Origin of the sequence: Larkinella sp. VNQ87 (assembly GCF_049445795.1) — a bacterium.
Classification (GTDB): domain Bacteria; phylum Bacteroidota; class Bacteroidia; order Cytophagales; family Spirosomataceae; genus Larkinella.
Genome location: NZ_JBMSDT010000003.1, coordinates 352,422 through 377,880, shown reverse-complemented (window position 1 = coordinate 377,880; position 25,459 = coordinate 352,422). Strand labels below are relative to the sequence as shown.

Sequence of the window (25,459 nt, the reverse complement as noted above, 5' to 3'; positions counted from 1 at the left end):
GGCTACGTGCTATTTCTGTTCATCAAAATCTCTTTCTATGATCAACTCCTTTACTTCACGAATGTGTGTGGCTTTGGTATTGTCTGTTTTCCTGTCGCTGATAGGATACGGGCAGGTGGGAATTAATATGGAAGACAAGGATTACATCAATTCTGTTACCCCGGCCCCTAATCCTGCCGTTACCTTCAAAGCCGCTACCAGCATCATTTTCGATAAAGGTGGCAATTTGTACATCGCCTGTCGCTACGGCCAGGTGTATCGCATCAAGCGGGGCGAATCCCAACCAACACTGATTCTGAACATTGGAGAAGAAGTAGCCGGCTACGGCGATCATGGCCTGCTGGGCCTGACGCTCGACCGCGACTTTCTGACGAACGGGCGGTTTTATGTTTATTATGTGGTGGACATGTACTGGTACGAGAACTTCGGCAAACCAGGTTACCTGCCCAATAAGTCCGCCGAAACCGGGGCCACCATCGGGCGTGTCACCCGCTACACAGTCGATCCCAACAATAATTACAAAGCCGACCCGAACAGTCGGAAAACTCTGCTGGGTGAAACCCTGGAAAACGGGGTTCCGATCGTGACCCCTTCGCACGCAGGTGGCGGGTTGGCAACCGGTGTCGATGGTAGTATTTTACTGGGAACAGGCGACGCGTCGAGCTTTATCGAGGTAGACGTAGGCTGTAACGGCACAATGACCTGGTTTCAGGAAGGGATCAACAAAAAAATTCTCAAGCATGACGGTGTTAGCGGTTGTAACACCTACAGCACGAGTCGCATTTCGGAGAACATCGGTGCCTACAAGTCGCAGGCGTTGTTTTCGCTGTGCGGCAAAATCCTGCGGATCAATCCGGAAACCGGTGAAGGCTATCCATCGAACCCGTTTTACAAAGGAAGTGGCTCCAATCTGAGAGAAGCCCAGAACCTGATTTACGCGCTGGGTTTCCGGCAGGCCTTCCGGCTTTCGATTCGCCCGAATACCGGCGATCCCAACCCGGCAAATGGCAATCCGGGCGTCCTCTACGTGGGTGATGTCGGTTTTTCATCCTGGGAAGAGTTGAACGTGGTATCGGCCCCCGGTCAGAATTTCGGCTGGCCGTATTACGAAGGGCACGCCAAAGGCCGCGATGGGTATTGGAAAACCGAGGTTTTCAAACCGGCTGTCCACACCAAGCCCCGGATTCAGTACCGGGAAAACAAAAATACGGAGGTCATTCAGGGCGATGCTGTGACGAGTGCCGACAAACGCCCGCTCGAAGGAAACTGCATCGTTGGTGGCGTCTGGCACGAAGGTGGAGGAAACTATCCGAAAGAGTTTCAGAACGCTTACTACTTTGCCGATTATGGCAGCGGCTGGATTGCGGGTGCCCGCTTCGGCCACGATGAAAATCCGGAGTCAAACAGCATTTTCAAGTTGGCCGCCAAAATGACCGTGACAGAGAATTCCGACCGGATTGTAGGCATGGCCTTCAACCCGTACGACCGCAACCTCTACTACGTGACGCTCGGCGAAAAATCACTGGTACGTCAGTTTGCCTTCACAACTAACCAGCCACCTACAGCCGTCATTTCCAAGGACAAATCGTTCGGTAGCAATCCGCTGGTCGTTAACTTCTCCGCGAAAGATTCGTACGATCCGGAAGGGGGCGCGTTGACGTATGAGTGGAATTTCAACGATGGGAGTTCGGTCAACCGAACCATGACCCCACCGGCCAAAACCTTTACGGCTACCGGAGCCAAGACCTTCAACGTCACGCTTAAAGTGACGGATAGCCAGGGCAAAAGTAATACCGCTCAAACGGTTATCTCGGTGAATAACACGCCCCCTGTTGTTGAGTCGACGAGTGTGGATAGCTATAGCCAAATCGCCTTACCGCAAACGATCAGCCTGAACGCCACGGCTTCGGACGCCCAAACACCCGCCGATCAGTTGAAATACCAGTGGACGGTTTATTTGTACCACAACGACCACCGTCACGCCGTATCGGTTATCAACGGTCGTACAGGAACCGTGGAACTTTCAGAAGGAAACTGTGATGGTGAAGCCAGTTACTGGTATGGTATGGTACTTGATGTTACTGATGCAGGCGGTTTGACCACGACGTACACCAAATACATTTACCTGAGTTGCGGAGGGCAGCAGCAAACGATTTCGTTTGATCCGATCAGTGACAAATCCCCGACCGCTCCGGCCTTCCGCCCCCCGGTTTCCTCCTCGTCGGGCTTGCCAGTTACGTTATTTTCCGTCGACGGCCCGGCCACGATTGAAAACGGGCAGGTCAAGCTGACGGGCGGTATTGGTCTGGTAACAATCCGGGCTACCCAGCACGGCAACGGGCAGTACCGGTACGCGCAGCCGGTCGAGCGGTCGTTTATGGTGACCAACAACGCCCCTTCAACCCCCGACACGCAGGCTCCAACGGCACCTTCGGGGCTGGCAGCTTCCAACATTACGGCGACTTCACTTCAGCTTAATTGGAACGCTTCGACGGACAATGTGGGTGTGACCGGTTATGATGTTTACCAGAACGGCAATAAGATTAACCCGAACCTGGTCAGTAGTACGACCTTTGCGGTTTCGGGCTTAAGCCCCAATACGACGTATTCCTTCGTGGTGGTGGCCCGGGATGCCGCGTCGAATTCATCCGGAAACAGCAACACCGCTACGCCGAAAACCCTGGAAGCACCGGTCGGGAACCAGGCTCCGGTGGCTCCGGCGACGTTCGCACTTTCGGCAACGATCAACGTAGCCTATAATTCGGGGGCCTTAGCGGTTTTCACCGATCCGAACAATGATCCGCTGACTTACTCGCTGACGGGTCTACCCAACGGTTTGTCGTTCAATGCCGGTACCCGCGTCATTACGGGAACGCCGACGCAATCGGGTACATTCAACTTAACCTACTCGGCCACCGACGGTTCATTGAAAACCGACTTGGCCGTTACACTGACAGTCGCTACCGGCGGTATCGTCGTGACGGGTAATTTTGAAGGGTACCTGGATGTGGTCAATTGCAGCAGCATTTCCGGCTGGGTTTGGGATCGCGACAAGCCCAATACGCCGATCACCGTTGAGTTTCTGGACGGAGCCACGGCGGCCACAGCCGTTCCGATCGGTTCGACGCTGGCCGATATTTTCCGGCAGGATCTGAAGAACGCCAACAAAGGCAACGGAGCTCACGGATATAGCTTCACCGTTCCTGAACGTGTAAAAGACAACCAAAGTCATACGATTTGGGGACGGGTCCAGGGCTCGACGTTCATCCTGACCTGGTCGCCGAAAAACATTACCTGCGCCGGAACCGGCACCCCGACCAATCAGCCGCCGGTGGCACCTTCGGTCTCCAATCTGACAGCCACGATCAATTCCGCTTACACCTCGGCGGCTTTGCCCGTGTTCACCGACCCGAATAACGATGCGCTGACGTATGCCTTGAGCGGTTTGCCCAATGGCCTGTCCTTCAACGCCGGTTCGAGGGTGATCTCCGGCACGCCCACGCAAACCGGCCCCTTCAACCTGACCTATTCGGCGACCGATGGCAAAAGTTCGCCCGTGACGGTTACCATCACCCTGACGGTCAACGAAGGAAGCGGTACCCCGCCGGTCAACCAGCCGCCGGTAGCACCAACGGTCTCGAACCTGACGGCCACGGTCAATACCGCTTACACCTCTGCCGCTCTGCCGGTGTTCACTGATCCGAATAGCGATGCCTTGACCTACGCCCTGAGCGGTCTGCCCAACGGCTTGTCGTTCAACACCGGCTCACGCGTCATCTCAGGAACGCCCACCCAGCAGGGTAGCTTCAACCTGACCTACTCGGCCACCGATGGCAAGAGTGAGCCGGTCACCGTCGCCCTGACGCTGACGGTTAACCCAGCCACCTCTACCCCGCCCTTACCGGCGGCCAACTTCGATGGCTACCTCACCCAGGAGGTCAATTGCAACACCCTCTCGGGATGGGCCTACGACCGCACCAGCGTCAACCGCCATGTCACCGTCGAGTTCTTCGACGGTCCCTCCATTGCCGGTGGAACCCCCATCGGTTCCATCGTGGCCAGCGCCTTCCGTCAGCACCTGAAAGATGCGGGCAAGGGCAATGGCGAACACTGGTACGACTTTCCCATCCCCGAAAGCCTCAAGGACGGGCAGAACCACACCATCTGGGCAAGGGTACAAGGCTCGGAGTTCATTCTCAAGTGGGCCCCCAAGACCATCAACTGCGCCGGAAGCGGTACCCCACCGGTCAACCAGCCGCCAGTAGCGCCAACGGTCTCGAACCTGACGGCTACGGTCAACACAGCCTACACCTCAGCGGCTTTGCCGGTGTTCACCGATCCCAACAACGATGCCCTGACGTATGCGCTGAGCGGTTTGCCCAACGGCTTGTCGTTCAGCACTGGTTCGCGGGTCATCTCGGGCACGCCCACCCAAACGGGCAGCTTCAACCTGACCTACTCAGCCACCGATGGCAAAAGTGATCCGGTTTTGGTTAATCTGACCCTGACTATTAACCCCAGCACCCCGACGAACCAACCCCCAGTAGCGCCTACGGTTTCGAACCTGACGGCCACGGTCAATACCGCTTACAGCTCAGCGGCTTTACCGGTGTTCACCGATCCGAACAACGATGCCTTGACCTACGCCCTGAGCGGTCTGCCCAACGGCTTGTCGTTCAACACCGGCTCACGCGTCATCTCAGGAACGCCCACCCAGCAGGGTAGCTTCAACCTGACCTACTCGGCCACCGATGGCAAGAGTGAGCCGGTCACCGTCGCCCTGACGCTGACGGTTAACCCGGCCACCTCTACCCCGCCCTTACCGGCGGCCAACTTCGATGGCTACCTCACCCAGGAGGTCAATTGCAACACCCTCTCGGGATGGGCTTACGATCGCACCAGACCCAATGCCGCCCTGACCATCGAGTTCTTCGACGGCCCCTCCATTGCCGCCGGAACCCCCATCGGCTCGATTCTGGCAGATGATTTCCGCCAGCACCTGAAAGATGCGGGCAAGGGCAATGGCGAGCACTGGTACGACTTTCCCATCCCCGAAACGCTCAAGGACGGGCAGAACCATACCATCTGGGCAAGGGTACAAGGCTCGGAGTTCATTCTCAAGTGGGCCCCCAAGACCATCAACTGCGCCGGAAGCGGTACCCCACCGGTCAACCAGCCGCCGGTAGCGCCAACTATTTCGAACCTGACAGCTACCGTCAATACCGCTTACAGCTCGGCGGCCTTGCCGGTGTTCACCGATCCGAACAACGATGCCTTGACCTACGCCCTGAGTGGTCTGCCCAACGGCTTGTCGTTCAGCACGGGTTCACGGGTGATCTCAGGAACGCCCACCCAAACGGGCAGCTTCAACCTGACCTACTCGGCCACCGACGGCAAGAGTGACCCGGTTTTGGTGAATCTGACCCTAACCGTTAGCGAGAGCAATAACCCGCCAACCAGCGGCAGCAGTGGTCCGGGTAATTACGAAGGCTACCTGGATGTGGTCAATTGCAGCAGCATTCAGGGCTGGATCTGGAATCGTGACAAACCCAACACCCACATTACCGTCGAGTTCCTCGACGGTAACACGGTTGTCGGCAGCACCGATGCCAACATCTTCCGGCAGGATCTGAAGAATGCCAACAAAGGCAACGGGGAACATGGTTATAGCTTCCAGGTACCAAATTCACTGAAGGATGGCAAGGCGCACTCGATCAGCGGCCGGGTGCCTAACAGCACGTTCGTACTCAAATGGTCGCCCAAAACCCTCACTTGCCCCGCCGGTAGCCGCCAGGGCGCAAGTGAAAGCCCGGAAATCAGTCTGGAACTGAACGTGAGCCCGAACCCAAGCCGTGGGCCGGTTGAAGTAACTTACCGCGTTGGAGCAAACCAACGGGCCAGCTTGCAGATCGTGGATCTGATGGGCCGGTCGGTTTGGCAGAAATCTGTGATCGGTACTGGTCGGACCGAGCGGGAAACCATCGATCTCCGGAACTCCGGGGCGGATCTGTACCTGATTCAACTGCAAACGGCCCGGCAACTGGTCTTTAAACGCCTGTTGATCAACCGGTAATCTGCTTATCCAAAAAAAGAAACCGCCAGCGAATACCGGCGGTTTCTTTTTTTGATAGTCCTTTATCCGGCTTTTGACGTATTGCTTATAAAGGGAACTGCCAGACCTGATAGTCCCGAAAGCTGGCCGGTATTTGTACCGCTTGCTCAAAAATACCGTAGATAGTTGAGCCTGAGCCACTCATACTGGCATAGATTGCCCCCGACTGGTATAGTTCTTGTTTAATCTTTTGCAAAATCGGATACATAGGAAATAAGCTGCTTTCGAAGTCGTTTCGGATGGTTTCCCGCCAGGCAGAAAGCGGGGCCTGAAGTAAGACCCGAAGCGGTGTGGACGGTTTTTGTGGCCGAACGTTTGCGTACGCTTCCGCCGTTGAAATAGCCAGGTTAGGGTAGACCAGTACGATGGTATGTCCATGCAATGAAACATCAATTTCTTCAAACCGGTCACCTTTTTCAACGCAATACATGGGTAAGTTCCGGATGAAAAAAGCACAATCACTTCCCAACAACCGCGCATACTCCTCCAATTGTTCGACGGATAAACCGAGGTTGAATTGTTCGTTAAGCTGCCGTAGCGTAAAAGCTGCGTCGGCAGAGCCTCCGCCCAGACCAGCGCCGATCGGAGCCAGCTTATGCAGGTACATCTGAACGGGCGGCAGATCAAAGTCCTGTTTTAAGTGTTCATATGCCCGAAGACACAGGTTGGTGCTGGCAGGGCCCGGAATTGCCAGTCCACTCGTTTCAAAGGAGGTTTTCGGCGCAGGAATGATCTCCAGAACATCATTCAAAGGTACCGGATAAAAGCAGGATTCGATGTTGTGAAATCCGTCCGGCCGCTTTTCGGTGATAGTCAAACCGATGTTTATTTTAACATTTGGAAATGTAATCATTAAAAACTATTTAAGACCTTTAGCTAATTTTATTTGGACAATAAAAAGACCATTTATAAGCTATTTTTCTGGCATACAGTAACTTAACTGTTACCGTTTAGTAAAAAATGTTCCTTTGGGCTTTATGGCATTTGTATTTTTCCTATATTTTTGGCGAAATTTCGCAGCAAAATTTTTAGTTCCCAGGTTCAAATATACGAGATCCTTGTACGTTGAGCCTGTTTCCGCTTGAATTGAATGCAATTGCTACCTGTCTCGTTTCAAGTTTGTGAAGTATGACCTGCGCTGCGCGACCACATCCAGTAATCTTTTTTTATGACAAATTTCTCTACGCTACTCAGATCACTTGTTCTTGCCTTTGCCCTGACCCTAGGCTGGTTTTCATCCACTTACGGCCAATATAAACCCGGCTTTTCCGAAGAGGTCTATGCCAATGATTTATCCGGTGCGGTTGGGTTCACCTTCGACAAAAACGGTGCTATGTACGTCTGGACCATTGATGGCCGGGTCCACCGGATTGATCCGCAAACCAAGCAGCGCTCACAGTTGCTGGATATTTCGGGAGAAATCGGACGATACGATGATTTTGGGTTATTGGGTATGACCCTTGACAACAACTTTCTCGACAACGGCCGGTTTTACCTCTTTTACGTGATCAAGTACGCTTCCGTCAAATGGCAGGGAACTTACGCCCGGGTAACACGCTACGAAGCCAATAAAAACGACAACTTTCGCTCGATTAAGGCCGATAGCCGGAAAATCCTGATTGGGGCACCAGACCCGAACAACCCAAGCAAAGGAGTTCCCGGTGATTGTATTCCGCTGACCTCCAACTCCCACGCGGGCGGGGGAATCGTCATGGGAACCGACGGTTCGCTGATCATTCCGACCGGCGACGGAGCCGCTGCGGCCTTCGACCAGGGCTCCTATTCCGAATCGTATTATAACCAGTCGATTCAGAACGGTTTTATGACGGCGGCCGAGAACATCGGTAGCTACCGGTCACAGGTCGATTACTCGCTATCTGGTAAGATTCTGCGGATCAATCCCGAAAATGGGGATGGCTTACCCGGCAACCCCAATTTTGATGCGGGGGCTCCGCGTTCGATCAAAAGCCGGATTTATGCCTCGGGGATGCGTCAACCCTTCCGCGGTGCGGTTCGACCCAATAGCGGTAGCACCGACATCAACGCCGGTAATCCGGGGGCCATTTATGTGGGCGAAGTCGGTTTTACGGATTGGGAAGAGATCAATGTCATCAAAAAAGGAGCCAACTACGGATGGCCGTACGAAGAAGGCCAAAACCCGTCGACCCGCCCTTACAACAAAACCGAATACAAACCGGCCGGCGTAACGTTCACGAAACCGGTTATTGCCTGGCGGTCAGGACCGGGGCAAATCAACCGAAACGGTACCCTGACCGATGTTCGGAACTCACCATCCGGAGCACTTCCGGGGTATTGCGCCATTGGGGGTAGCTGGCATCCGGGCGGAGGAAACTACCCGACTGAATACCAGAATGCCTATTATTTTGCCGACTTCAACGGCGGCTGGATTTCGAAAATGGCCTTCGACGGCGATAACCAGCCCCAGCCCGAAACGATTGCCAAACTACTCGATGGCGGTAGCTCGTACCAGTATATCACCTGCATTGCCTTTAACCCGGTCGACAAAAACATGTACTACCTCCGCTACCCGGAAAACGGGGGCGAACGCGTTCGGCGGGTTGTCTACAACGGTGGAGGAGGCAGTCCGCCGGTCGCCATCATTGTTTCCGATAAAACCAATGGCGCCAGTCCGCTGACCGTCAAATTTACCGGCAACACGTCCTACGACCCGGAAGGAAAACCGCTCACCTATGCCTGGAGTTTTGGGGATAACACCACGAGTACGGCGGCTAATCCCGAAAAAACATTCACGACTAACTCTTCAACGTCGACCAATTTCACGGTTAAACTGACCGTAACGGATGCCGACGGAAAAACCGCCACCGCCGAAAAGGTAATCACCGTCAGCAGCGCCAGCAACAGCGCCCCGGTCATTGTCAGCACCAGCGTCGACAATCAGACCGAGATGGACCTGACCGACATTCGTAACATCAACCTCTCGGCCAACATTACAGACGAAACCCCGGCCGATCAGTTGAGCTACAAATGGACGGTGTCGCTGTTTCACAACGACCACCAGCACGATGATTTTATCACCACCAGCCGCACGGCTACGGCATCGCTTCCGCCCATTGGCTGCGACGGAACACTCACCTACTGGTATGGCGTGAAACTGGAAGTGACCGACGCCGGGGGGCTGAAAACCGAGACCATCCGGTATATTTATCCCAACTGCTCCGGAAATTCCCAGACCATTAATTTCAACCCGATCGGCGACCGGGCGCCCAACGCAGCGGCCTTTACGCCCGAAGCTTCGGCAACATCCGGCAAACCGGTGGTTTTCTACGTAATTGAAGGACCGGCGGTTATTGCCGAAGGGAAAATCTTCCTGACCGGCCGCCTGGGCAAGGTAACGGTTCGGGCCGCTCAGCACGGGGGCGACGGCTTCAAACCGGCCCGTCCGGTCGAACGGTCGTTCAACGTCGTTTCCGACGCATCCGACAAGCAACCACCCAGCACCCCAACAAATCTGGCGATCAGCAACGTCACTCAGAATTCGATGCGGCTTACCTGGAATGGATCGACGGATAACGTGGGTGTAACCGGGTACGAAGTCTACCAAAACAACACCAAGATTGCCGACGTAACCTCCGGAACGGCCTACAATGTCACGGGGCTGTCGCCCGGTACGGAATATTATTTCTTTGTCCGGGCCGTCGATGCGACCGGAAACGTCTCCGCAAACAGTAACACAGCCACAGAGACCACCACGGGTTCTTCAACGCCAACGAACCAGCCTCCGGTGGCCCCGACGGTCTCCAACCTGACGGCGACGATCAATACCGCCTACACCTCAGCGGCTTTGCCGGTCTTTACCGACCCGAATAACGATGCCCTGACCTACGCCCTGAGTGGTTTGCCTAACGGTCTGTCGTTCAACACCGGTTCGCGGGTCATCTCGGGAACGCCCACCCAAACCGGCACCTTCAACCTGACCTACTCGGCCACCGATGGTAAAAGCTCGCCCGTGACGGTTACCCTCACCCTGGCGGTTAACGAAGGAAGCGGTACCCCGCCGGTTAACCAGCCACCAGTGGCACCGGCAGCCTTCGCACTCTTGGCAACCCTCAACGTACCGTACAACTCGGGTGCCCTGCCAGTATTCACCGATCCCAACAACGATGCGCTGACCTACGCCCTGAGTGGTTTGCCTAACGGCCTGTCGTTCAACACCGGTTCGCGGGTCATTTCGGGAACACCCACACAGTCCGGCAGTTTCAACCTGACCTACTCGGCTACCGATGGCAAGAGCGAGCCGGTCACCGTCACCCTGACGCTGACGGTCGGTGCGGGTGGAGTCATAACCGGCAACTTTGAAGGGTACCTGGATGTGGTTAATTGCAGCACGATTTCCGGCTGGGTATTCAACTATGACAGCCCGAATGCGCCCTACACCGTCGAGTTCCTGGCGGCTACCGGTGCCAATCCAGCCATTACCTCCGCGACCGTGGTCGGAACCACCGTCGCCAACATCTTCCGGCAGGATTTGCTCAACGCGGGGAAGGGCAACGGTGCCCACGGCTACAGTTTCATCGTACCCGAAACCATCAAAAACAACCAGCAGCAGACGATCTGGGCCCGGGTGCAGGGTTCAACCTATGTCTTGATGTGGTCGCCCAAAACCCTGACCTGTCAGGGAACCGGCACACCCACCAACCAGCCACCAGTGGCCCCGACGGTCTCGAACCTGACGGCTACGCTCAATGTGGCTTACACGATGCAATTACCGGCCTTCACGGATACTGAACCGCTCACCTACTCGCTGACGGGTTTGCCGGAGGGCCTGAGTTTCAATACCTCTACCCGCACCATCAGCGGTACCCCGACTCAAACCGGTAACTTTAATCTGGTTTATTCGGCCACTGACAGCCAGACCAAAACCGATTTGACCGTTACGCTGGCCGTAGCAGCAGGCGGAACCACCAATCCGGCTCCGGTTCCACCAGCGATATTGCCCCTGTCGGCCACCGTCAATATCGCGTACACGATGCAATTACCGGCATTTTCCGATGCGCAACCGCTGATTTACACGCTGACGGGTTTGCCCAACGGCTTAAATTTCAATGCCGGCAATCGGACTATTAGTGGTACACCAACCCAGCAGGGCACTTTCAACCTGACTTATTCAGCCAATGATGGTACCAGCAGAACAGATATTTCGCTTACGCTGACCGTGGCTGCGGGAGGAAATCCGCCTGTCATTACCGGTAATTTTGAGGGTTATCTGGACGGCGTCAATTGCAATAATATGTCGGGTTGGGTATTCAACTACGACAGCCCCAATGCGCCCTACACCGTCGAATTCCTGGCTGCCACCGGTGCCAATCCGGCCATCACCTCCGCAACAGTGATTGGGACGACCGTTGCCAACATCTTCCGGCAGGATCTGCTCAATGCGGGCAAAGGCAACGGTGCTCATGGTTACAGCTTCACGGTTCCCAACAGTATCAAGAACAACCAGCAACAGACCATCTGGGCCCGCGTACAGGGGTCAACCTATGTGTTGATGTGGTCGCCCAAAACCCTTACCTGTGAAGGAACCGGAACCCCGCCGGTTAACCAGCCCCCGGTAGCGCCCTCGGTGTCCAACCTGACGGCCACGGTCAATACCGCTTACACCTCGGCCGCCTTGCCCGTGTTCACTGATCCCAACAACGATGCCTTGACGTACTCGCTGACCGGCCTGCCCAATGGCCTGTCGTTCACCACTGGTTCGCGGGTCATCTCGGGAACACCGACCCAAACGGGCACCTTCAGTCTGGTGTACTCGGCCACCGATGGCAAGAGCGAGCCGGTCACTGTAGGGCTGACGCTGACGGTTAACGAGGGAAACAGCAACCCGCCGACCAATCAGGCGCCGGTAGCCCCAACACTGGCGGCTTTATCGGCAACCCTCAATGTGGCTTACAACTCCGGTGCCCTGCCGGTGTTTACTGATCCGAACAATGATCCGCTGACTTACTCGCTGATCGGCCTGCCCAATGGCTTGTCTTTCAACACCGATTCAAGGGTCATCTCGGGAACGCCTACCCAGCAGGGCTCTTTCAACCTGACCTATTCGGCCACCGATGGTTCGCTGAAAACCGATCTGGCTGTTACGCTGACCATCAGTGCTTCAGTTCCCTCCAACGATAATTTTGAAGGGTACCTGACGCAGGAGGTCAACTGCAATACCTTGTCAGGATGGGCTTACGACCGCACCAAACCCAATGCGGCCCTGACCATTGAGTTCTTCGACGGACCCTCCATTGCCGCCGGAACCCCCATCGGTTCCATTCTGGCCAGTGCCTTCCGTCAGCACCTGAAAGATGCGGGCAAGGGCAACGGCGAACACTGGTATGACTTCCCCATTCCCGAAAGCCTCAAGGATGGGCAGAACCATACCATCTGGGCAAGGGTGCAGGGAACTGCCTACGTACTGAAATGGGCACCCAAGATCATCAACTGCGTTGGCACCGGCACTCCGCCCGCCAACCAGCCGCCGGTAGCGCCCTCGGTGTCCAACCTGACGGCCACGGTCAATACCGCTTACACCTCTGCCGCTCTGCCGGTGTTCACCGATCCCAACAACGATGCCTTGACCTACGCCCTGAGCGGTCTGCCCAATGGCTTATCGTTCAACACTGGTTCACGGGTGATCTCGGGAACGCCCACCCAAACCGGCACCTTCAACCTGACCTACTCGGCGACCGATGGCAAAAGTTCGCCCGTGACGGTTACCATCACCCTGACGGTCAACGAAGGAAGCGGTACCCCGCCGGTCAACCAGCCGCCGGTGGCACCTTCGGTCTCGAACCTGACGGCCACGGTCAATACCGCTTACAGCTCAGCCGCTCTGCCGGTGTTCACTGATCCGAATAACGATGCGTTGACCTATGCCCTGAGTGGTTTGCCTAACGGTCTGTCGTTCAACACCGGTTCGCGAGTGATTTCCGGAACACCCCCCCAAACCGGCAGCTTCAACCTGACCTATTCGGCCACCGACGGCAAGAGTGAGCCGGTCACCCTCACGCTGACCTTGACGGTTAACCCGGCCACCTCTACCCCGCCCTTACCGGCGGCCAACTTCGATGGCTACCTCACCCAGGAGGTCAATTGCAACACCCTCTCAGGATGGGCCTACGACCGCACCAGCGTCAACCGCCATGTCACCGTCGAGTTCTTCGACGGCCCCTCCATTGCCGCCGGAACCCCCATCGGTTCCATCGTGGCCAGCGCTTTCCGTCAGCACCTGAAAGATGCGGGCAAGGGCAATGGCGAACACTGGTACGACTTTCCCATCCCCGAAAGCCTCAAGGACGGGCAGAACCACACCATCTGGGCCAGAGTGCAGGGCTCGGAGTTCATTCTCAAGTGGGCCCCTAAGACCATCAACTGCGCCGGAAGCGGTACCCCAACGGTCAACCAGCCGCCGGTAGCGCCAACGGTCTCGAACCTGACGGCCACGGTCAATACCGCTTACAGCTCAGCGGCTTTGCCGGTGTTCACCGATCCCAACAACGATGCCCTGACGTATGCGCTGAGCGGTTTGCCCAACGGCTTGTCGTTCAACACCGGTTCGCGGGTCATCTCGGGCACGCCCACCCAAACGGGCAGCTTCAACCTGACCTACTCGGCCACCGATGGCAAGAGCGAGCCAGTCACTGCAGGGCTGACGCTGACGGTTAACGAAGAAAGCAGTAACCCGCCAACGAACCAGCCGCCGGTAGCGCCTACGGTCTCGAACCTGACGGCCACGGTCAACACGGCTTACAGCTCAGCGGCCTTGCCGGTGTTCACCGATCCGAACAATGATGCCTTGACGTATGCCCTGAGTGGTTTGCCCAACGGCTTATCGTTCAACACCGGTTCGCGGGTCATCTCGGGCACGCCCACCCAAACGGGCAGCTTCAACCTGACCTACTCGGCCACCGACGGCAAGAGTGACCCGGTTTCGGTTAATCTGGCCCTAACCGTTAGCGAGAGCAATAACCCGCCAACCAGCGGCAGCAGTGGCCCGGGTAATTACGAAGGCTACCTGGATGTGGTCAATTGCAGCAGCATTCAGGGCTGGATTTGGGACCGTGATAAACCCAATACCGTAATTGCGGTCGAATTCCTGGATGGCAACACCGTCATTGGCAGCACCGATGCCAACATCTTCCGGCAGGACCTGAAGAATGCCAACAAAGGCAATGGTGTACATGGCTATAGCTTCGCAGTTCCGGCTTCACTGAAGGATGGCAAGGCGCACTCGATCAGCGGCCGGGTGCCTAACAGCACGTTCGTACTCAAATGGTCGCCCAAAACCCTCACCTGCCCCGCTGGGAGTCGGGAGGCTGCGCCCACTGCCGAGCTAACGACCGATCTCAGCGTCAGTCCGAACCCGAGTACGGGACGGTTTACGGTTGATTATCGACTGGCTGACCAGCAGAAAGCCCAGTTGCAGGTGGTTGATGTCCTGGGCCGCGTGCTCTGGCAGAAAGGGGTAATTGGAACCGGCCAGCCGCAGCGGGAAACCGTCGACCTGCGCGAAGGCGGAACTGGCCTGCACTTCATTCAGATTAAAACCGACGGCCAGCAGCTTATCAAACGCCTGTTGATCAACCGGTAATTTCTGCCCTGAATACAAAAAGCCGCAGACGAACCATCTGCGGCTTTTTTAATTATCTCAACCCAAATTTACTGAAGTACTCCGTTAAAATAAGTTTACAGTTTATGGTTTATAGTTTAAATAAGGTACTGAAAGTTAACTAGTTAATTCAACCATAAACAACAAACTAAAAACTATCAACTATTTAATTGACAAGACTTTAAACTCGGTCCGGCGATTGCGCTGGTGTTCAGCTTCCGTGCAGTCTACATCATTGGTGCACTTATTCAGGGGCAGCGATTCGCCATACCCGGCGGCAATCAGGCGCTTGCGGCTAACTCCCTTCGATGCCAGGTAGCTCACCACGGAGTTGGCCCGTTGCGCCGACAGATACCGGTTGTAGACAGCATCACCCCGGCTATCGGTATGCGATCGGATTTCTACCGTCAGCGACGGATATTTCTGCATCGTGGCGACCAGTTTATCCAGTTCCCGGAACGCTTCTTCCCGAATGGTCCATTTGTCCAGATCGTAATAAATATTGTCCAGTTGAACGATGTCGCCCACCCGAAGCATATTCAAATCGGCCGAAAGCACCTTGGCGGTACTTTTGTGGGCGATTTTCTTGATCCGGCTGGTGTTGGTTCCGTACCGTTCCTTTGAGGCACTGAGGGTGTAATCGCACCCTTCGGTCAATTCAAATTCGTACCGGCCATCGGCCCCGGTGATGAATTGCCGAATGGCCCCATCGCAGTCGTTTTTAAGGTTAACGGTTACCCCTTCAATCGGCTTTCGGTCTTTTTCGCTCATGACCACGCCCCGAACCCGCGCTTTCTTCGAATCCACAATATCCCAGCCGTCATTGGTGGTGTCGAGCGGCACGTACTGAACCGTATCGATCACGCGGGGTGGTTGTACGAGCGAAATTTCCAGCCGCGAGGGCGAATCGTCGGTCAGGCCGTGGGTCGAAAAACCGACCGTGGAGGTAATGTAACTGTCTCTGGATGCCCGAAAAATAAAGTCGTTGTTGGTTTCCAGACACAACTGCATCAGCCCGTCTTTTTTGGTCATGACGGTGCGGTCTTTTTGCCCCTCACCCCGCGCTTTGATTTCGATCCGGACGCTGTCGAGGGGTTGTTTCGTTCCTTCATCGAAAAACCGCACCGTCAGGTTCCGGCAACCATAGAGCGAACTTTGCCGGACAAACCGGAAAATATCGTCGTTGCCTTTCAGCCGGTTCGTACTGAAATAGCCGCCTTTCCGGTTGCCATCGGTAATCATCCCAAAGTCATCCAGGTCCGAGTTGATTGGCGCGTCGAGGTGTTCGACCGGTCCGGCCACCGCCCCTTTCGCCAGCGGAACGTAAAAAATATCCAACCCGCCCAAACCCTTGCGGCCGTCGGAAGCAAAGTAGAGATTGCCCCGCTCGTCGACGAACGGGAATAAATCATTGCCTTTGGTATTGATCTCTTTACCCAGATTGACCGGTTTTGTCCACTTGCCATTTTCGTTTTGGGAAACGTATAAATCGGTTCCGCCAAAACCGCCCGGCATGTCGGACGCAAAAAACAGCAGCCGGTCGTCTTTGCTCAGGGCCGGATGCCCTACCGAGTAATCATCGCTGTTGAAGGGCAGTTCTTCAATGTTGGTCCATGTTCCGTTTTGCTGGGTAGCCGTGTAGAGTTTTAGATTCGTAACCCCCTCTGCACTTTGCCGCACCCGCCGACCGTCGTAGTTGTTCCGGGTAAACACAATCCGGTACCCGTCGCTGAAGAAGGTTACCGGGCCTTCGTGATACCGGCTGTTGATCGACCGGCTGAACGGCTGAGCGCCTTTTGAAAACCGCAAACCGTCCGAGATGTTAACGCCCCCCGTGTACCCTCCCAGCGTGCGGGAGTCGTTGGCAGTTGCCCGGCTGCGCAGGCTGCTGGCCCGGCGATCTTTGCTGCTAACGGCGACCGGTTTTGTTACCGAGCCATCGGCGTTGATGATTTGGCTGGCTTTCAGTTGTTGCCGGTCCTGAATATAATACAAATCAAGGTAGGTGTTCCCTCCGCCCTTGCTGGCGGTTTCGATAGCGGCACTGGCTTTTTTCCCAGACACAAAAACCAGCCCGTCACGGTAAAACATCGGACTAAACTCCGCATTCGAGGTGTTGAGCGACAACACTTCCAGCCGGTAGCGCGTCGGCGTTTTCTTCCCGATCACGCTGGTTTCCGGATTGACAAACGGGGGCGCTTCGGCTTTCTCCTTTAGCTTTTTGTACTTATCATATTGAACTTGTGCCTCGCTGTATTTTCCATTACTGGCCAGCGTCTGGGCAAAATGCAGGTAACTCTCGGCCTGCGTGCCGGTCAGTTCTACATGCGCTGTTAAATCGCGGTAAACCTCCTCTGCTTTTTTCAGATTGCCGGACAACTGATACGCATGGGCTAGGTTAGCCTTGGCCGTAATCCGCTGTTCGGTTGGTAGCTTGCCCGACGACTCCGCCAACAGTTTGGTATACAACTCAATCGCCAATCCGTACGCTTTCAACGTATACTGGCGATTGGCGTGTTGCCAAAGTGTATCTGACTGCGCATAAAGGCAAGTCATTATCCCCAGCCAAAGCCCGCCCGTGATCACCAGTTTGCACCCGTATTTCCGTAGACAAGTACTCATTTTCCACAATGGAGCAAGAGACCGAAACCATTTAAACCGGTTAAGTCGATATTAGCGTTGAAACAGATTCTGATGATCCGACGAACGTTTTCTTTATTGCTTTTACAAGCAAAATTCTAAAAGGAAGCGTACAACTTTCAATTCCAGTAACAAAACCCGGTGCATAAATCATGCCAGCGAAGAAACCGGCCACGCGAAGGATGGCGCAAAAACAACAGCGTCGGACCGGCAAGCCGGTCCGACGCTGTTCAAAAATTATGGAGATTAATTATACCCGGTTTGTTGCTGCCAGAAATAGCGGTACGCTTTTCCTTCATTCAGTAGTTCGTAATGGGTACCTTCTTCAATCAGTTGCCCATTTGCCAGGACCAGAATTTTATCGGCCTGTCGGACGGTGCTCAGCCGGTGGGCGATCAGGATAATGGTTGTCCCGGTGTCGCGAAGCGCCTGAATTGTTTGCTGGACGAATTGCTCGGAAATCGAGTCGAGCGCCGACGTAGCTTCGTCAAAAACCAGGATTTCCGGTTTTCGGTATAACGCCCGCGCAATGGCAAGCCGTTGCTTCTGGCCGCCCGACAACATAACCCCGTTTTCACCCAGATAGGTATGAAAACCGTTGGGGAGCTTCTCAATAAAATCAGCAATGCCGAGCTGTTGACAGATCGTAATGATTCGCTGCATATCCGGCTCTGGCTCTCCCAGGGCAATATTCTCAAGCACGTTGCCCGCGAATAGATCAATCTTTTGGGGCACAACGCCAACAATTTGCCGCAAACTCGCCGGATGAATGTGCTTGATGTCGTACTCCCCGATATGAATACTGCCGTTTTGGAGCGGATAGAGCCCTTGTAACAGCGATAGCAAGGTCGATTTGCCGGAGCCGCTTTCGCCCACCACCGCCGTGATGGTCCCGACGGGAATCGTGACGGTTAGATTCTCAAAAACCATAACCCTTGAGCCATAGCGGAACGAGATGTTCCGAAAGGTAATAGCACCGATCATTTCTTTAGTCAACCGGATTCGGTTTTCGGAGGTCTCGCGTTCGAGGTCCATAATTTCGAACAAGCGGTCGGCGGCAATCAACGCATCCTGAAGAGTCTGGTTGGCACTGACCAGGCTGGCCGCCGGACCCGTGAAGTAGCCGATCAAGGCATAAAAGGAAAGCAATTCGCCGGGCGTAATTTCGTGATGCAGCACAAACCAGCCTCCGACCCACAGCAGAATAATCGTGAATAACCGGGAAATCAATTCAGAAACGCTTCCGACATAAATGGCGCTGCTGCCCGATTGAAAAATGGTTTGTAGCAGTTTGACAAACCGGGTTTCGGTTTTGTAGCCCGCGTAGTCTTCCAGGCCAAACCGCTTGATTGTCGACATGGCGTTGAGCGATTCGACCAGTTGCGACTCCAGTTCAGCGGCATCTTCCATCAACCGCCGTTGATTTTTTCGGTTGATCCGGTTGGTTATCCAGTAAAGCGCGGCATACATCGGAATGACCAGCAGCATCACCAACGCCAGTTTCCAGTAATAGGTAAACATCAACCCAAACGAGAAAACAATGATCAACGCATTGACGATCAGGTTCAGCGCGGTATCGTTGATAAAAGCCCGGATTTTGACGGCATCGTTGATTCGCGATACAATTTCGCCCACCCGCATCGTATCGAAGAACGTCTGCGGGAGTTTGAGCAGGTGTTTATAATAGCCCAGAATCAGGGCCGCATCCATCCGCTGACCCGTCTTGAAATTGAAGATACTTTTGACCGTGCCGATAAACAACTGCAACAGCAGCAACACAATCATCACCACACTGAGCAGATTCAGCAGATTCTGATTGGCTTCCGGCAGCACATGATCCACAATTTTCTGCACATAAATCGAGGTGGTCAGGCCCAGCAACGTGTACACAACCGCCCCGAACAACGCCTGTGCCAATACCGCCCGGTGCGGACGGAGCAATTGCCCAAACCGTTGCAGAACGGATGTTTTGGCATCGCCGGTTTTAAACGTCTCGTCGGGCAGCAACAACACCAGCACGCCCGTCCATTCTTCCTTAAATTCGTCGTGTGTTTTTTTGTGGATGCGGCCATCCGCCGGGTCCATCACCGCCACATGTTTGGCAGTCACCGCATAAATGACCACGTAATGCTGCAAAACGCCTTTCAGGACTACGTGCGCAATGGCCGGTTTCGGGATTTTAGCGAGACTTTCAAAGGGTCCTTTTACGCCTTTGGCCTGAAAACCGAGTTTTTGGGCCGCTTCGATCAACCCCAGCACGTTGGTTCCTTTCTGATCGGTAGAAGCCATCTGCCGAATCCGGGCCACGGGCATCAGCAACCGGTAATGCGCGGCCACGGAAGCCAGACAGGCTGCTCCGCAGTCGGTTATGTCGCGCTGTTTGACGTTCACGCGGGCGTTCATGGTGGTGTGTTTTCAGACAAAGAAAATAAGAATTCGGCAAGGTCAGGACTTCGCGACGGGGTTCAGCCAGTCGTCGGCCTGGTCGTAAAGGAGTTCAAAGAGGGATCGTCGTGCCACGAGAAACCGGGCCTGAATCGTCATGCCTTTCTTCAGATGTCCCCGATAACCGTTTTTCAGGGTCAGATAAGCCCGGTCCAACCGGCAACGGACTTTAAAAACCGGCTGATTCTCAACCAGAACAAAGTCGTTAGCCACCTCCAGCACCTGCCCGTCCAGCAAGCCCCATTGGTTGTAGTTGAAGGCGTCGATCTGGAAACGCGCTTTTTGCCCGGTTTGCAACAACCCGATGTCTTTCGGGCGGACGTAACATTCGACCACCAGCGTAGAATCGGGTGAGATCAGCCCCATAACTTCACCGGCCTGCACCGTGCTGCCGACGTAACGCCCTGACAACTGGCTGATGGTGCCGCCAACGGGCGCTTTGATGGTTGCCAGGTCCCGCTCCTGCCGGAGTTGCCGTTCCTGCGCCAGCAGTTCCGTCAGGGCCAGGCGGTGTTCGGTCAGGGCGGTTTGCCACTCGCTGCGCTGGCGCTCGACCAGCGTCTGGTATTGGGCCAAAGCGGTTTGGTAGGCAAACTCGTTGTCTTCAAACTCCACCCGGGGAATTACTTTGTCGTTGTATAAGTGCTGACTGACGTCCAGTTCGCGTTTCCGTTTTTGCTGGGTCTGCCGGTTTTCCTGCGCCATGTAGCGAAACTGCTCGTACTGTTGCCGATAGAGCGGGGAAACCAAGCCCTTGACCGATAGCAGTTCACTGTCCGTTACCGTAGTCAATCGTTCCAGATCACGGATATAGGCCCGTTTTTCGGTTTGCTGAGTCGTTAGTAGCCGGAGTTTGGTATCCAGTATATCGGTTTGCAGCCGCAGCAGGGGCTGGCCCGCCCGAACCGGCTGATTTTCGCCCACCCACAAAGCCGCCACGGTGCCGCCCACCGTCGTTTTCACCTCGCTCCGTTCGGCCACCGGCCGAATCAACCCGGATGCCTGCACCGACATATCTACGTAAACAAACGGCAGCGCGACGATTGCCGCCGTGACGGCCAGCAGAACCGTAGTGTATAAAAGCTGGCTGCGGACGGTAATGCGGGGGAGGTAGGAAAGAGTTAAGTACTCTATAAATTCATAATTATGCATCCTATATCTCTTTAAATTGCTATTTTTCAGAAAAATCCAGCAAGAAAAGACGTTAGATTAATCATACTATGAACAGCGACAACATACCAGAATCCATATTTATAACGAACAATACCGAATATTATACCAGAAAATATTTGCGGGAATATATAAGGAACACAAATATACCACTGACATTTTGACAAATCGAAATTAATAAGGTGAGATACGCCAAATATAATCCCAGATATAATAATAAATATATTTGAATAATTACAAGCCCTTGAACACATTTCCCTATCCAAAAAGCTAGAGATAAACAAACCGTTTATAACTAACCAGATATTAACAAGGATAATATTATTATGTATTTTTTCATTAAACAAGTACACAATAAGAAAGTAGGAAAATATTAAAATACTCGAGAAAATATTTAATTTACTGGGTATAACCCAACTGCGAAATAAGACTTCCTCTATTAATGGAGCTTTTAAAACAAGAATAACAAATGCTCCCAAGGCTCCATAGTTCTTAATAAAGTCACTACTATTTTTAGGATTACCTACTAATAATTCTGAAGACATTTTTGAGAGAATTTCACTCGTAAATCGTCCTAAAAAAAACAATAATAAACTTCCAAAAAAGGTAATTAAGTAAAATCTAAGAACAATTAATAGTCTTATATTTAAATTAGCAGAATACATTTTATTAGTGAATCATTTACAAAAACTATACCTGTACTATAAAAATAACAGCAGCAGGTATAGTTTTATTAGTTGCTATTTAGCCTGAGTAGCACCAAGGTGATTCGAAAGACATTTAAATGCGCATATAACACCACCAATAGCCGTTCCAATGCATTCCCCAACAAAGCTGACAGCATCTCTTAAAAAGCCTCCTCCGTTGAAATTTTTCATCTGAACATTTGTCAGCTCTGTAACACCATAATCTTCAAACCTTTCTATACCTTTCATATGTTTTGAATAATTTAAATTAACAGGCACAATGATCTAAGGTGTTTTTAATTCCGGTCTTTATCCCATCGACTAAAACCTTAACTCCACTCCAAAACATTTTCCCGGCGATAGCAGCACCTTGAGAATGCCCTTCCCAATAACCATATCCGCCATTGATTTCCCGCAGGTCTTTTTTGTCAATCTCCTGCCATTCAGGACTTACACTAAATTCCTTAACCATGTCAATTAAAAGTTTAGATCTCCCAACCTCCCGCCATCTCCTCTTCCCGGGCCGGTGAGCAGCGGTGATTGGTTGGTACAAAGATGGACAATAGCTTTATTGATCCTGATTAGCAATACTTATAAAAGAATAATTTGTACTTATCAATTTATCAGTAGCAAGCATCTGAAGCCTGTTTCTACCGGTGAGCAAAAAATAATCGAACAAACAGGGTGACTTTTAAGCATTAGACGCGTCTGAGCAGAGAAAGTCACTCACAAACAGGTAACCTATTCTAAACTTATGGAAACTGAAACCGACTTGACCGACAAAATGCTGCGCCTGCGCCACCTCTTCGGCTACTCGCAGGAATTTCTGGCGCTTCAACTGGGCATTACCCAATCGGCGTATTCCCAATTGGAAAATGGGAAAAGTAAGCTGTCGCTGAAAAGGATGAAGAAATTAGTGGCCGTGTACGGGCTCAGCCCGAGTGACTTTCTGACCCAAAACAGTCCGGATTTGTTGAATCAGGCTGTGCGAACGCAACCCTTCCGGCAGAAATGGGCTAGCCTATAAACCAAAAAAACCGCCCGGCGTAACAACCGGGCGGTTTTCGATCCTAATTACTCATTCTTACTCTTTTTCGGCCACCACCTTGATCTTGTTGTAGTACAAGGTCGTCAGCCCTTCAAAACCGGAGTCGGTGCCGACCAGCAGCCAGAGTTCACCCGCGTCGTTGGTTTTGATCGTGATCGGTTGCTCGTTCGAGCGCTGGATCAGCTTGTAGCCCGTCGCATCGTCGCCAATGCCGATGTTCCCCAAAACCGGCACCGTCTCGGTCCCTTCGGCCTGGTTACCTTTCGGGATGTTCAGGCGGTATTCGTCGCCTTCTTTCACCTTTTTCGGTTCAGTAACTGAGGCCCCGGCTTTCAGAAAAACGCTCCCGCCCGGCGACCCGCCGATGCCGACGCTGTTGGTGGCATACTGCGAAGCCAGTTCGACATCAAACGTCACCCGGTACGTTTGGTTCGGCTCCAGACCCGTCACCTTCTTTTTCAGAAACATAAACAGATCATCGCTCCGGTTATGGCTCGAAAGCATGAACGACTTCTTGTTGGCATCCAGCGGAGCTGGTAAAGCCTTATGACCCGACTGAAACTCGATGATCTCCTCCTGCGTGGTGGCATAATCGGTAATTTCGGCCGCCCAGCCATCGGTATTGGCCTGAAAATCGGAATTGACAATTGTCACCGGTCCTCCGGGGTCAACTTCACTGTCCTGACAAGCCGCGCCCACGAATAACCAGACAGCGGCAAACGTCCATTTTACAAACTTCATTCTCGTTGTTTTTCGTTTTTAACAAAGTGTGTGGCAGCGCTACCGAATTTATGACCCCGGTTTTGGAAATACCGTTGGAATACCGTTTACTTTTCGCCGGATTTTTTTGCCACCGCCGAGCCTTCGGCCAGCGAATGAGCCAGTTTTACCAGCCGGATAAACTCGCTGCGGTAGCCTTCCGGATCACGGCCCAGCGCCTGCCGGGCCAGCGTTTCAACCTGCTCGTACCGGGCGTTTCCCTTGAACTCCGAATCGCGCAGCAACAGGCCAAACCCGGCCACCGAGGCTGCAAACCGGAAGTCGGCCGAGGTATTGTTCCAGGATTGAGGCTGGTTGTTTACGACATGGCTGAAGAGCTGACTTTTGTCACTGTCTGGTTTTTTATAGCGGATTTTCAACGTCAGCAGTTCGTCCGACCCGGCCGCCAACCTGGGTTCCCGCTGGTATTTCAGCGGATCGACCTTGGGCAAATACCGGCTTTCGACGCCCGCCGGGATAAGCTCGTACAAGGCCGTAACGGTATGCCCCGACCCCATTTCGCCCGCATCCTTGCGGTCGTTGTGGAAATCTTCGTTGTTGAGCATCCGGTTTTCGTAACCGATCAGCCGGTAGGCCCGCACCCGCGCAGGGTTAAATTCGAGTTGTAGCTTTACATCCTTCGCCACCGTGAACAACGTCCCGCCGAACTCCTTCCCGAACACTTTCTGTGCTTCCTGCAAATTGTCGATGTAGGCATAGTTGCCGTTGCCTTTATCCGACAAGATTTCCAGTTTGTTGTCTTTGTAATTACCCATGCCGAAGCCCAGCACGCTCAGGAAAACGCCCGATTCACGCTTCTCCTCAATCAACCGCTGCATCTCGGCGTCGCTCGAAACGCCCACGTTGAAATCGCCGTCGGTGGCTAGAATGACGCGGTTGTTGCCGTCTTTCCGGAAGTTTTCCTGCGCCACCTGGTACGCCAGCCGAATACCGGCCCCACCCGCCGTCGAGCCACCCGCCGACAACTGGCTGATGGCCTCCTTAATTTTTTGCCGCTCGTTGCCCGGCGTCGACGGTAACACCAACCCAGCGGCTCCGGCGTAAACGACCATTGCTACCCGGTCCTGCGGCCGAAGCTGATCGACGAGCAAATTCAACGCGGCTTTGACGAGCGGCAATTTGTTTTCGGCATCCATCGAACCCGAAACATCGATCAAAAACACCAGATTTGACGCGGGCAGGTTATCGGTCGGGATGGTTTTGGCCTGCAACCCAATCCGCAGCAGTTGCAACCCCGGATTCCAGGGTGATTCGGACAACTCGGTTCGGACCGCGACCGGATCGTTGCCCGTCGGCTGCGGATCGTCGTATTCAAAATAATTCACCATTTCCTCGATCCGCACCGCATCTTTCGGCGGCAGGTTACCGCCATTCAGAAACCGCCGAATGTTGCCGTAGGCGGCCCGGTCGACATCCACCGAAAACGTCGTGACCGGCTGATTTTGTACCCTCCGAAAACCGGGTTCGTCAATTTTGCTATAATCTTCGGTGTTGTCAGGAGCGGTTACCCAGGCTTCGTGAGCCACCCCGAGCGGCATGGTCGGCACCGCGCCCGTCAGACTTCGTTTCTGCTGCGCGCCATACCCGACCACCACTACTTCCTGCAATTGTTTGATATCGGTATTAAGTTGCACATCGACCACCCTTTGTTTAAGTACCTTTACTTCCATTGTCTGAAAACCGATATGCCCAAAAACCAGCGTTTGAAGGCCATTTGGAAGAGTGATGCGGTAATGGCCGTCGGCGTCGGTGGTCGTACCGGTCGATGTCCCTTTAACTTTGACAGTGACACCCGGCAATGGCTGGCTCGTGATGGCGTCGGTGACGCGACCAGTAACGGTTCGGTTGCCCCGAATGGTCGAGACAAACAGCAGCCCAAGGATGATCAGTGAAAAAAAAGTGCGCATGATCGTATGGAATTGGTGGAGCTTTTTTCTCCATTGGAT

Annotated in this window: 12 protein-coding genes; 3 read left to right on the top strand and 9 right to left on the bottom strand. The window is 53.8% G+C overall.

All coding sequences use genetic code 11. From position 1 onward, the window contains the following. Window positions 1-37 precede the first annotated feature (37 nt). Entirely contained in the window at window positions 38-6,073 is a 6,036-nt protein-coding gene (locus tag ACO2Q8_RS06715; protein ID WP_423344012.1) for a putative Ig domain-containing protein, read from the top strand. A gap of 85 nt (window positions 6,074-6,158) precedes the next feature. Here the strand turns inward: ACO2Q8_RS06715 and ispE are convergent, their stop codons facing one another. After that, window positions 6,159-6,965, bottom strand: coding sequence for a 4-(cytidine 5'-diphospho)-2-C-methyl-D-erythritol kinase (gene ispE, locus ACO2Q8_RS06710; RefSeq protein WP_423344011.1), 807 nt, complete (start codon window positions 6,963-6,965; stop codon window positions 6,159-6,161). A 315-nt stretch (window positions 6,966-7,280) separates the two neighbouring features. Here ispE and ACO2Q8_RS06705 point away from each other — a divergent pair, with 315 nt between their 5' ends. Further along, the gene (locus ACO2Q8_RS06705) at window positions 7,281-14,726 is read left to right on the top strand and encodes a putative Ig domain-containing protein (RefSeq protein ID WP_423344010.1); all 7,446 of its coding nucleotides are present in this window, start codon (window positions 7,281-7,283) and stop codon (window positions 14,724-14,726) included. Between the two features lie 180 nt (window positions 14,727-14,906). Here ACO2Q8_RS06705 and ACO2Q8_RS06700 read toward each other — a convergent pair whose 3' ends face one another. The 6 genes from ACO2Q8_RS06700 to ACO2Q8_RS06675 form a co-directional block, all read right to left on the bottom strand. Then, entirely contained in the window at window positions 14,907-17,366 is a 2,460-nt protein-coding gene (locus tag ACO2Q8_RS06700; RefSeq protein WP_423344009.1) for an OmpA family protein, read from the bottom strand. 264 nt (window positions 17,367-17,630) lie between these two features. After that, window positions 17,631-19,787 carry a peptidase domain-containing ABC transporter gene (locus ACO2Q8_RS06695; protein ID WP_423344008.1) on the bottom strand — a complete coding sequence of 719 codons (2,157 nt, stop codon included), beginning with the start codon at window positions 19,785-19,787 and terminating at the stop codon, window positions 17,631-17,633. Window positions 19,788-19,829: 42 nt separating this feature from the next. Beyond that, on the bottom strand, window positions 19,830-20,981 hold the full coding sequence (locus tag ACO2Q8_RS06690; protein ID WP_423344007.1) for an HlyD family efflux transporter periplasmic adaptor subunit: 1,152 nt from the start codon (window positions 20,979-20,981) through the stop codon (window positions 19,830-19,832). Window positions 20,982-21,007: 26 nt separating this feature from the next. After that, on the bottom strand, window positions 21,008-21,544 hold the full coding sequence (locus tag ACO2Q8_RS06685; protein WP_423344006.1) for a type II CAAX prenyl endopeptidase Rce1 family protein: 537 nt from the start codon (window positions 21,542-21,544) through the stop codon (window positions 21,008-21,010). Window positions 21,545-21,739: 195 nt separating this feature from the next. Continuing rightward, window positions 21,740-21,934, bottom strand: coding sequence for a hypothetical protein (locus ACO2Q8_RS06680; RefSeq protein ID WP_423344005.1), 195 nt, complete (start codon window positions 21,932-21,934; stop codon window positions 21,740-21,742). A 19-nt stretch (window positions 21,935-21,953) separates the two neighbouring features. Beyond that, complete coding sequence (locus tag ACO2Q8_RS06675) at window positions 21,954-22,157, bottom strand: hypothetical protein (protein WP_423344004.1); 204 nt, start codon at window positions 22,155-22,157, stop codon at window positions 21,954-21,956. Window positions 22,158-22,439: 282 nt separating this feature from the next. Here ACO2Q8_RS06675 and ACO2Q8_RS06670 point away from each other — a divergent pair, with 282 nt between their 5' ends. Further along, window positions 22,440-22,712: a helix-turn-helix domain-containing protein gene (locus tag ACO2Q8_RS06670; protein ID WP_423344003.1), complete on the top strand. Its 273-nt coding sequence runs from the start codon at window positions 22,440-22,442 to the stop codon at window positions 22,710-22,712. A gap of 57 nt (window positions 22,713-22,769) precedes the next feature. On the opposite strand, the gene ACO2Q8_RS06665 is transcribed toward ACO2Q8_RS06670, so the two are convergent. Together ACO2Q8_RS06665 and ACO2Q8_RS06660 are read right to left on the bottom strand one after the other, a co-directional pair. Beyond that, entirely contained in the window at window positions 22,770-23,474 is a 705-nt protein-coding gene (locus ACO2Q8_RS06665; protein ID WP_423344002.1) for a hypothetical protein, read from the bottom strand. A gap of 86 nt (window positions 23,475-23,560) precedes the next feature. Then, entirely contained in the window at window positions 23,561-25,420 is a 1,860-nt protein-coding gene (locus tag ACO2Q8_RS06660; RefSeq protein WP_423344001.1) for a YfbK domain-containing protein, read from the bottom strand. Between the last annotated feature and the right edge of the window lie 39 nt (window positions 25,421-25,459).

Bases quoted from the DNA above. Each gene is read 5' to 3' on its own strand.
- ispE (WP_423344011.1), bottom strand. From the start codon at position 6,965: ATGATTACATTTCCAAATGTTAAAATAAACATCGGTTTGACTATCACC.
- ACO2Q8_RS06675 (WP_423344004.1), bottom strand. From the start codon at position 22,157: ATGGTTAAGGAATTTAGTGTAAGTCCTGAATGGCAGGAGATTGACAAA.
- ACO2Q8_RS06660 (WP_423344001.1), bottom strand. From the start codon at position 25,420: ATGCGCACTTTTTTTTCACTGATCATCCTTGGGCTGCTGTTTGTCTCG.
- ACO2Q8_RS06685 (WP_423344006.1), bottom strand. From the start codon at position 21,544: ATGTCTTCAGAATTATTAGTAGGTAATCCTAAAAATAGTAGTGACTTT.
- ACO2Q8_RS06700 (WP_423344009.1), bottom strand. From the start codon at position 17,366: ATGAGTACTTGTCTACGGAAATACGGGTGCAAACTGGTGATCACGGGC.
- ACO2Q8_RS06695 (WP_423344008.1), bottom strand. From the start codon at position 19,787: ATGAACGCCCGCGTGAACGTCAAACAGCGCGACATAACCGACTGCGGA.
- ACO2Q8_RS06690 (WP_423344007.1), bottom strand. From the start codon at position 20,981: ATGCATAATTATGAATTTATAGAGTACTTAACTCTTTCCTACCTCCCC.
- ACO2Q8_RS06665 (WP_423344002.1), bottom strand. From the start codon at position 23,474: ATGAAGTTTGTAAAATGGACGTTTGCCGCTGTCTGGTTATTCGTGGGC.
- ACO2Q8_RS06705 (WP_423344010.1), top strand. From the start codon at position 7,281: ATGACAAATTTCTCTACGCTACTCAGATCACTTGTTCTTGCCTTTGCC.
- ACO2Q8_RS06670 (WP_423344003.1), top strand. From the start codon at position 22,440: ATGGAAACTGAAACCGACTTGACCGACAAAATGCTGCGCCTGCGCCAC.
- ACO2Q8_RS06715 (WP_423344012.1), top strand. From the start codon at position 38: ATGATCAACTCCTTTACTTCACGAATGTGTGTGGCTTTGGTATTGTCT.
- ACO2Q8_RS06680 (WP_423344005.1), bottom strand. From the start codon at position 21,934: ATGAAAGGTATAGAAAGGTTTGAAGATTATGGTGTTACAGAGCTGACA.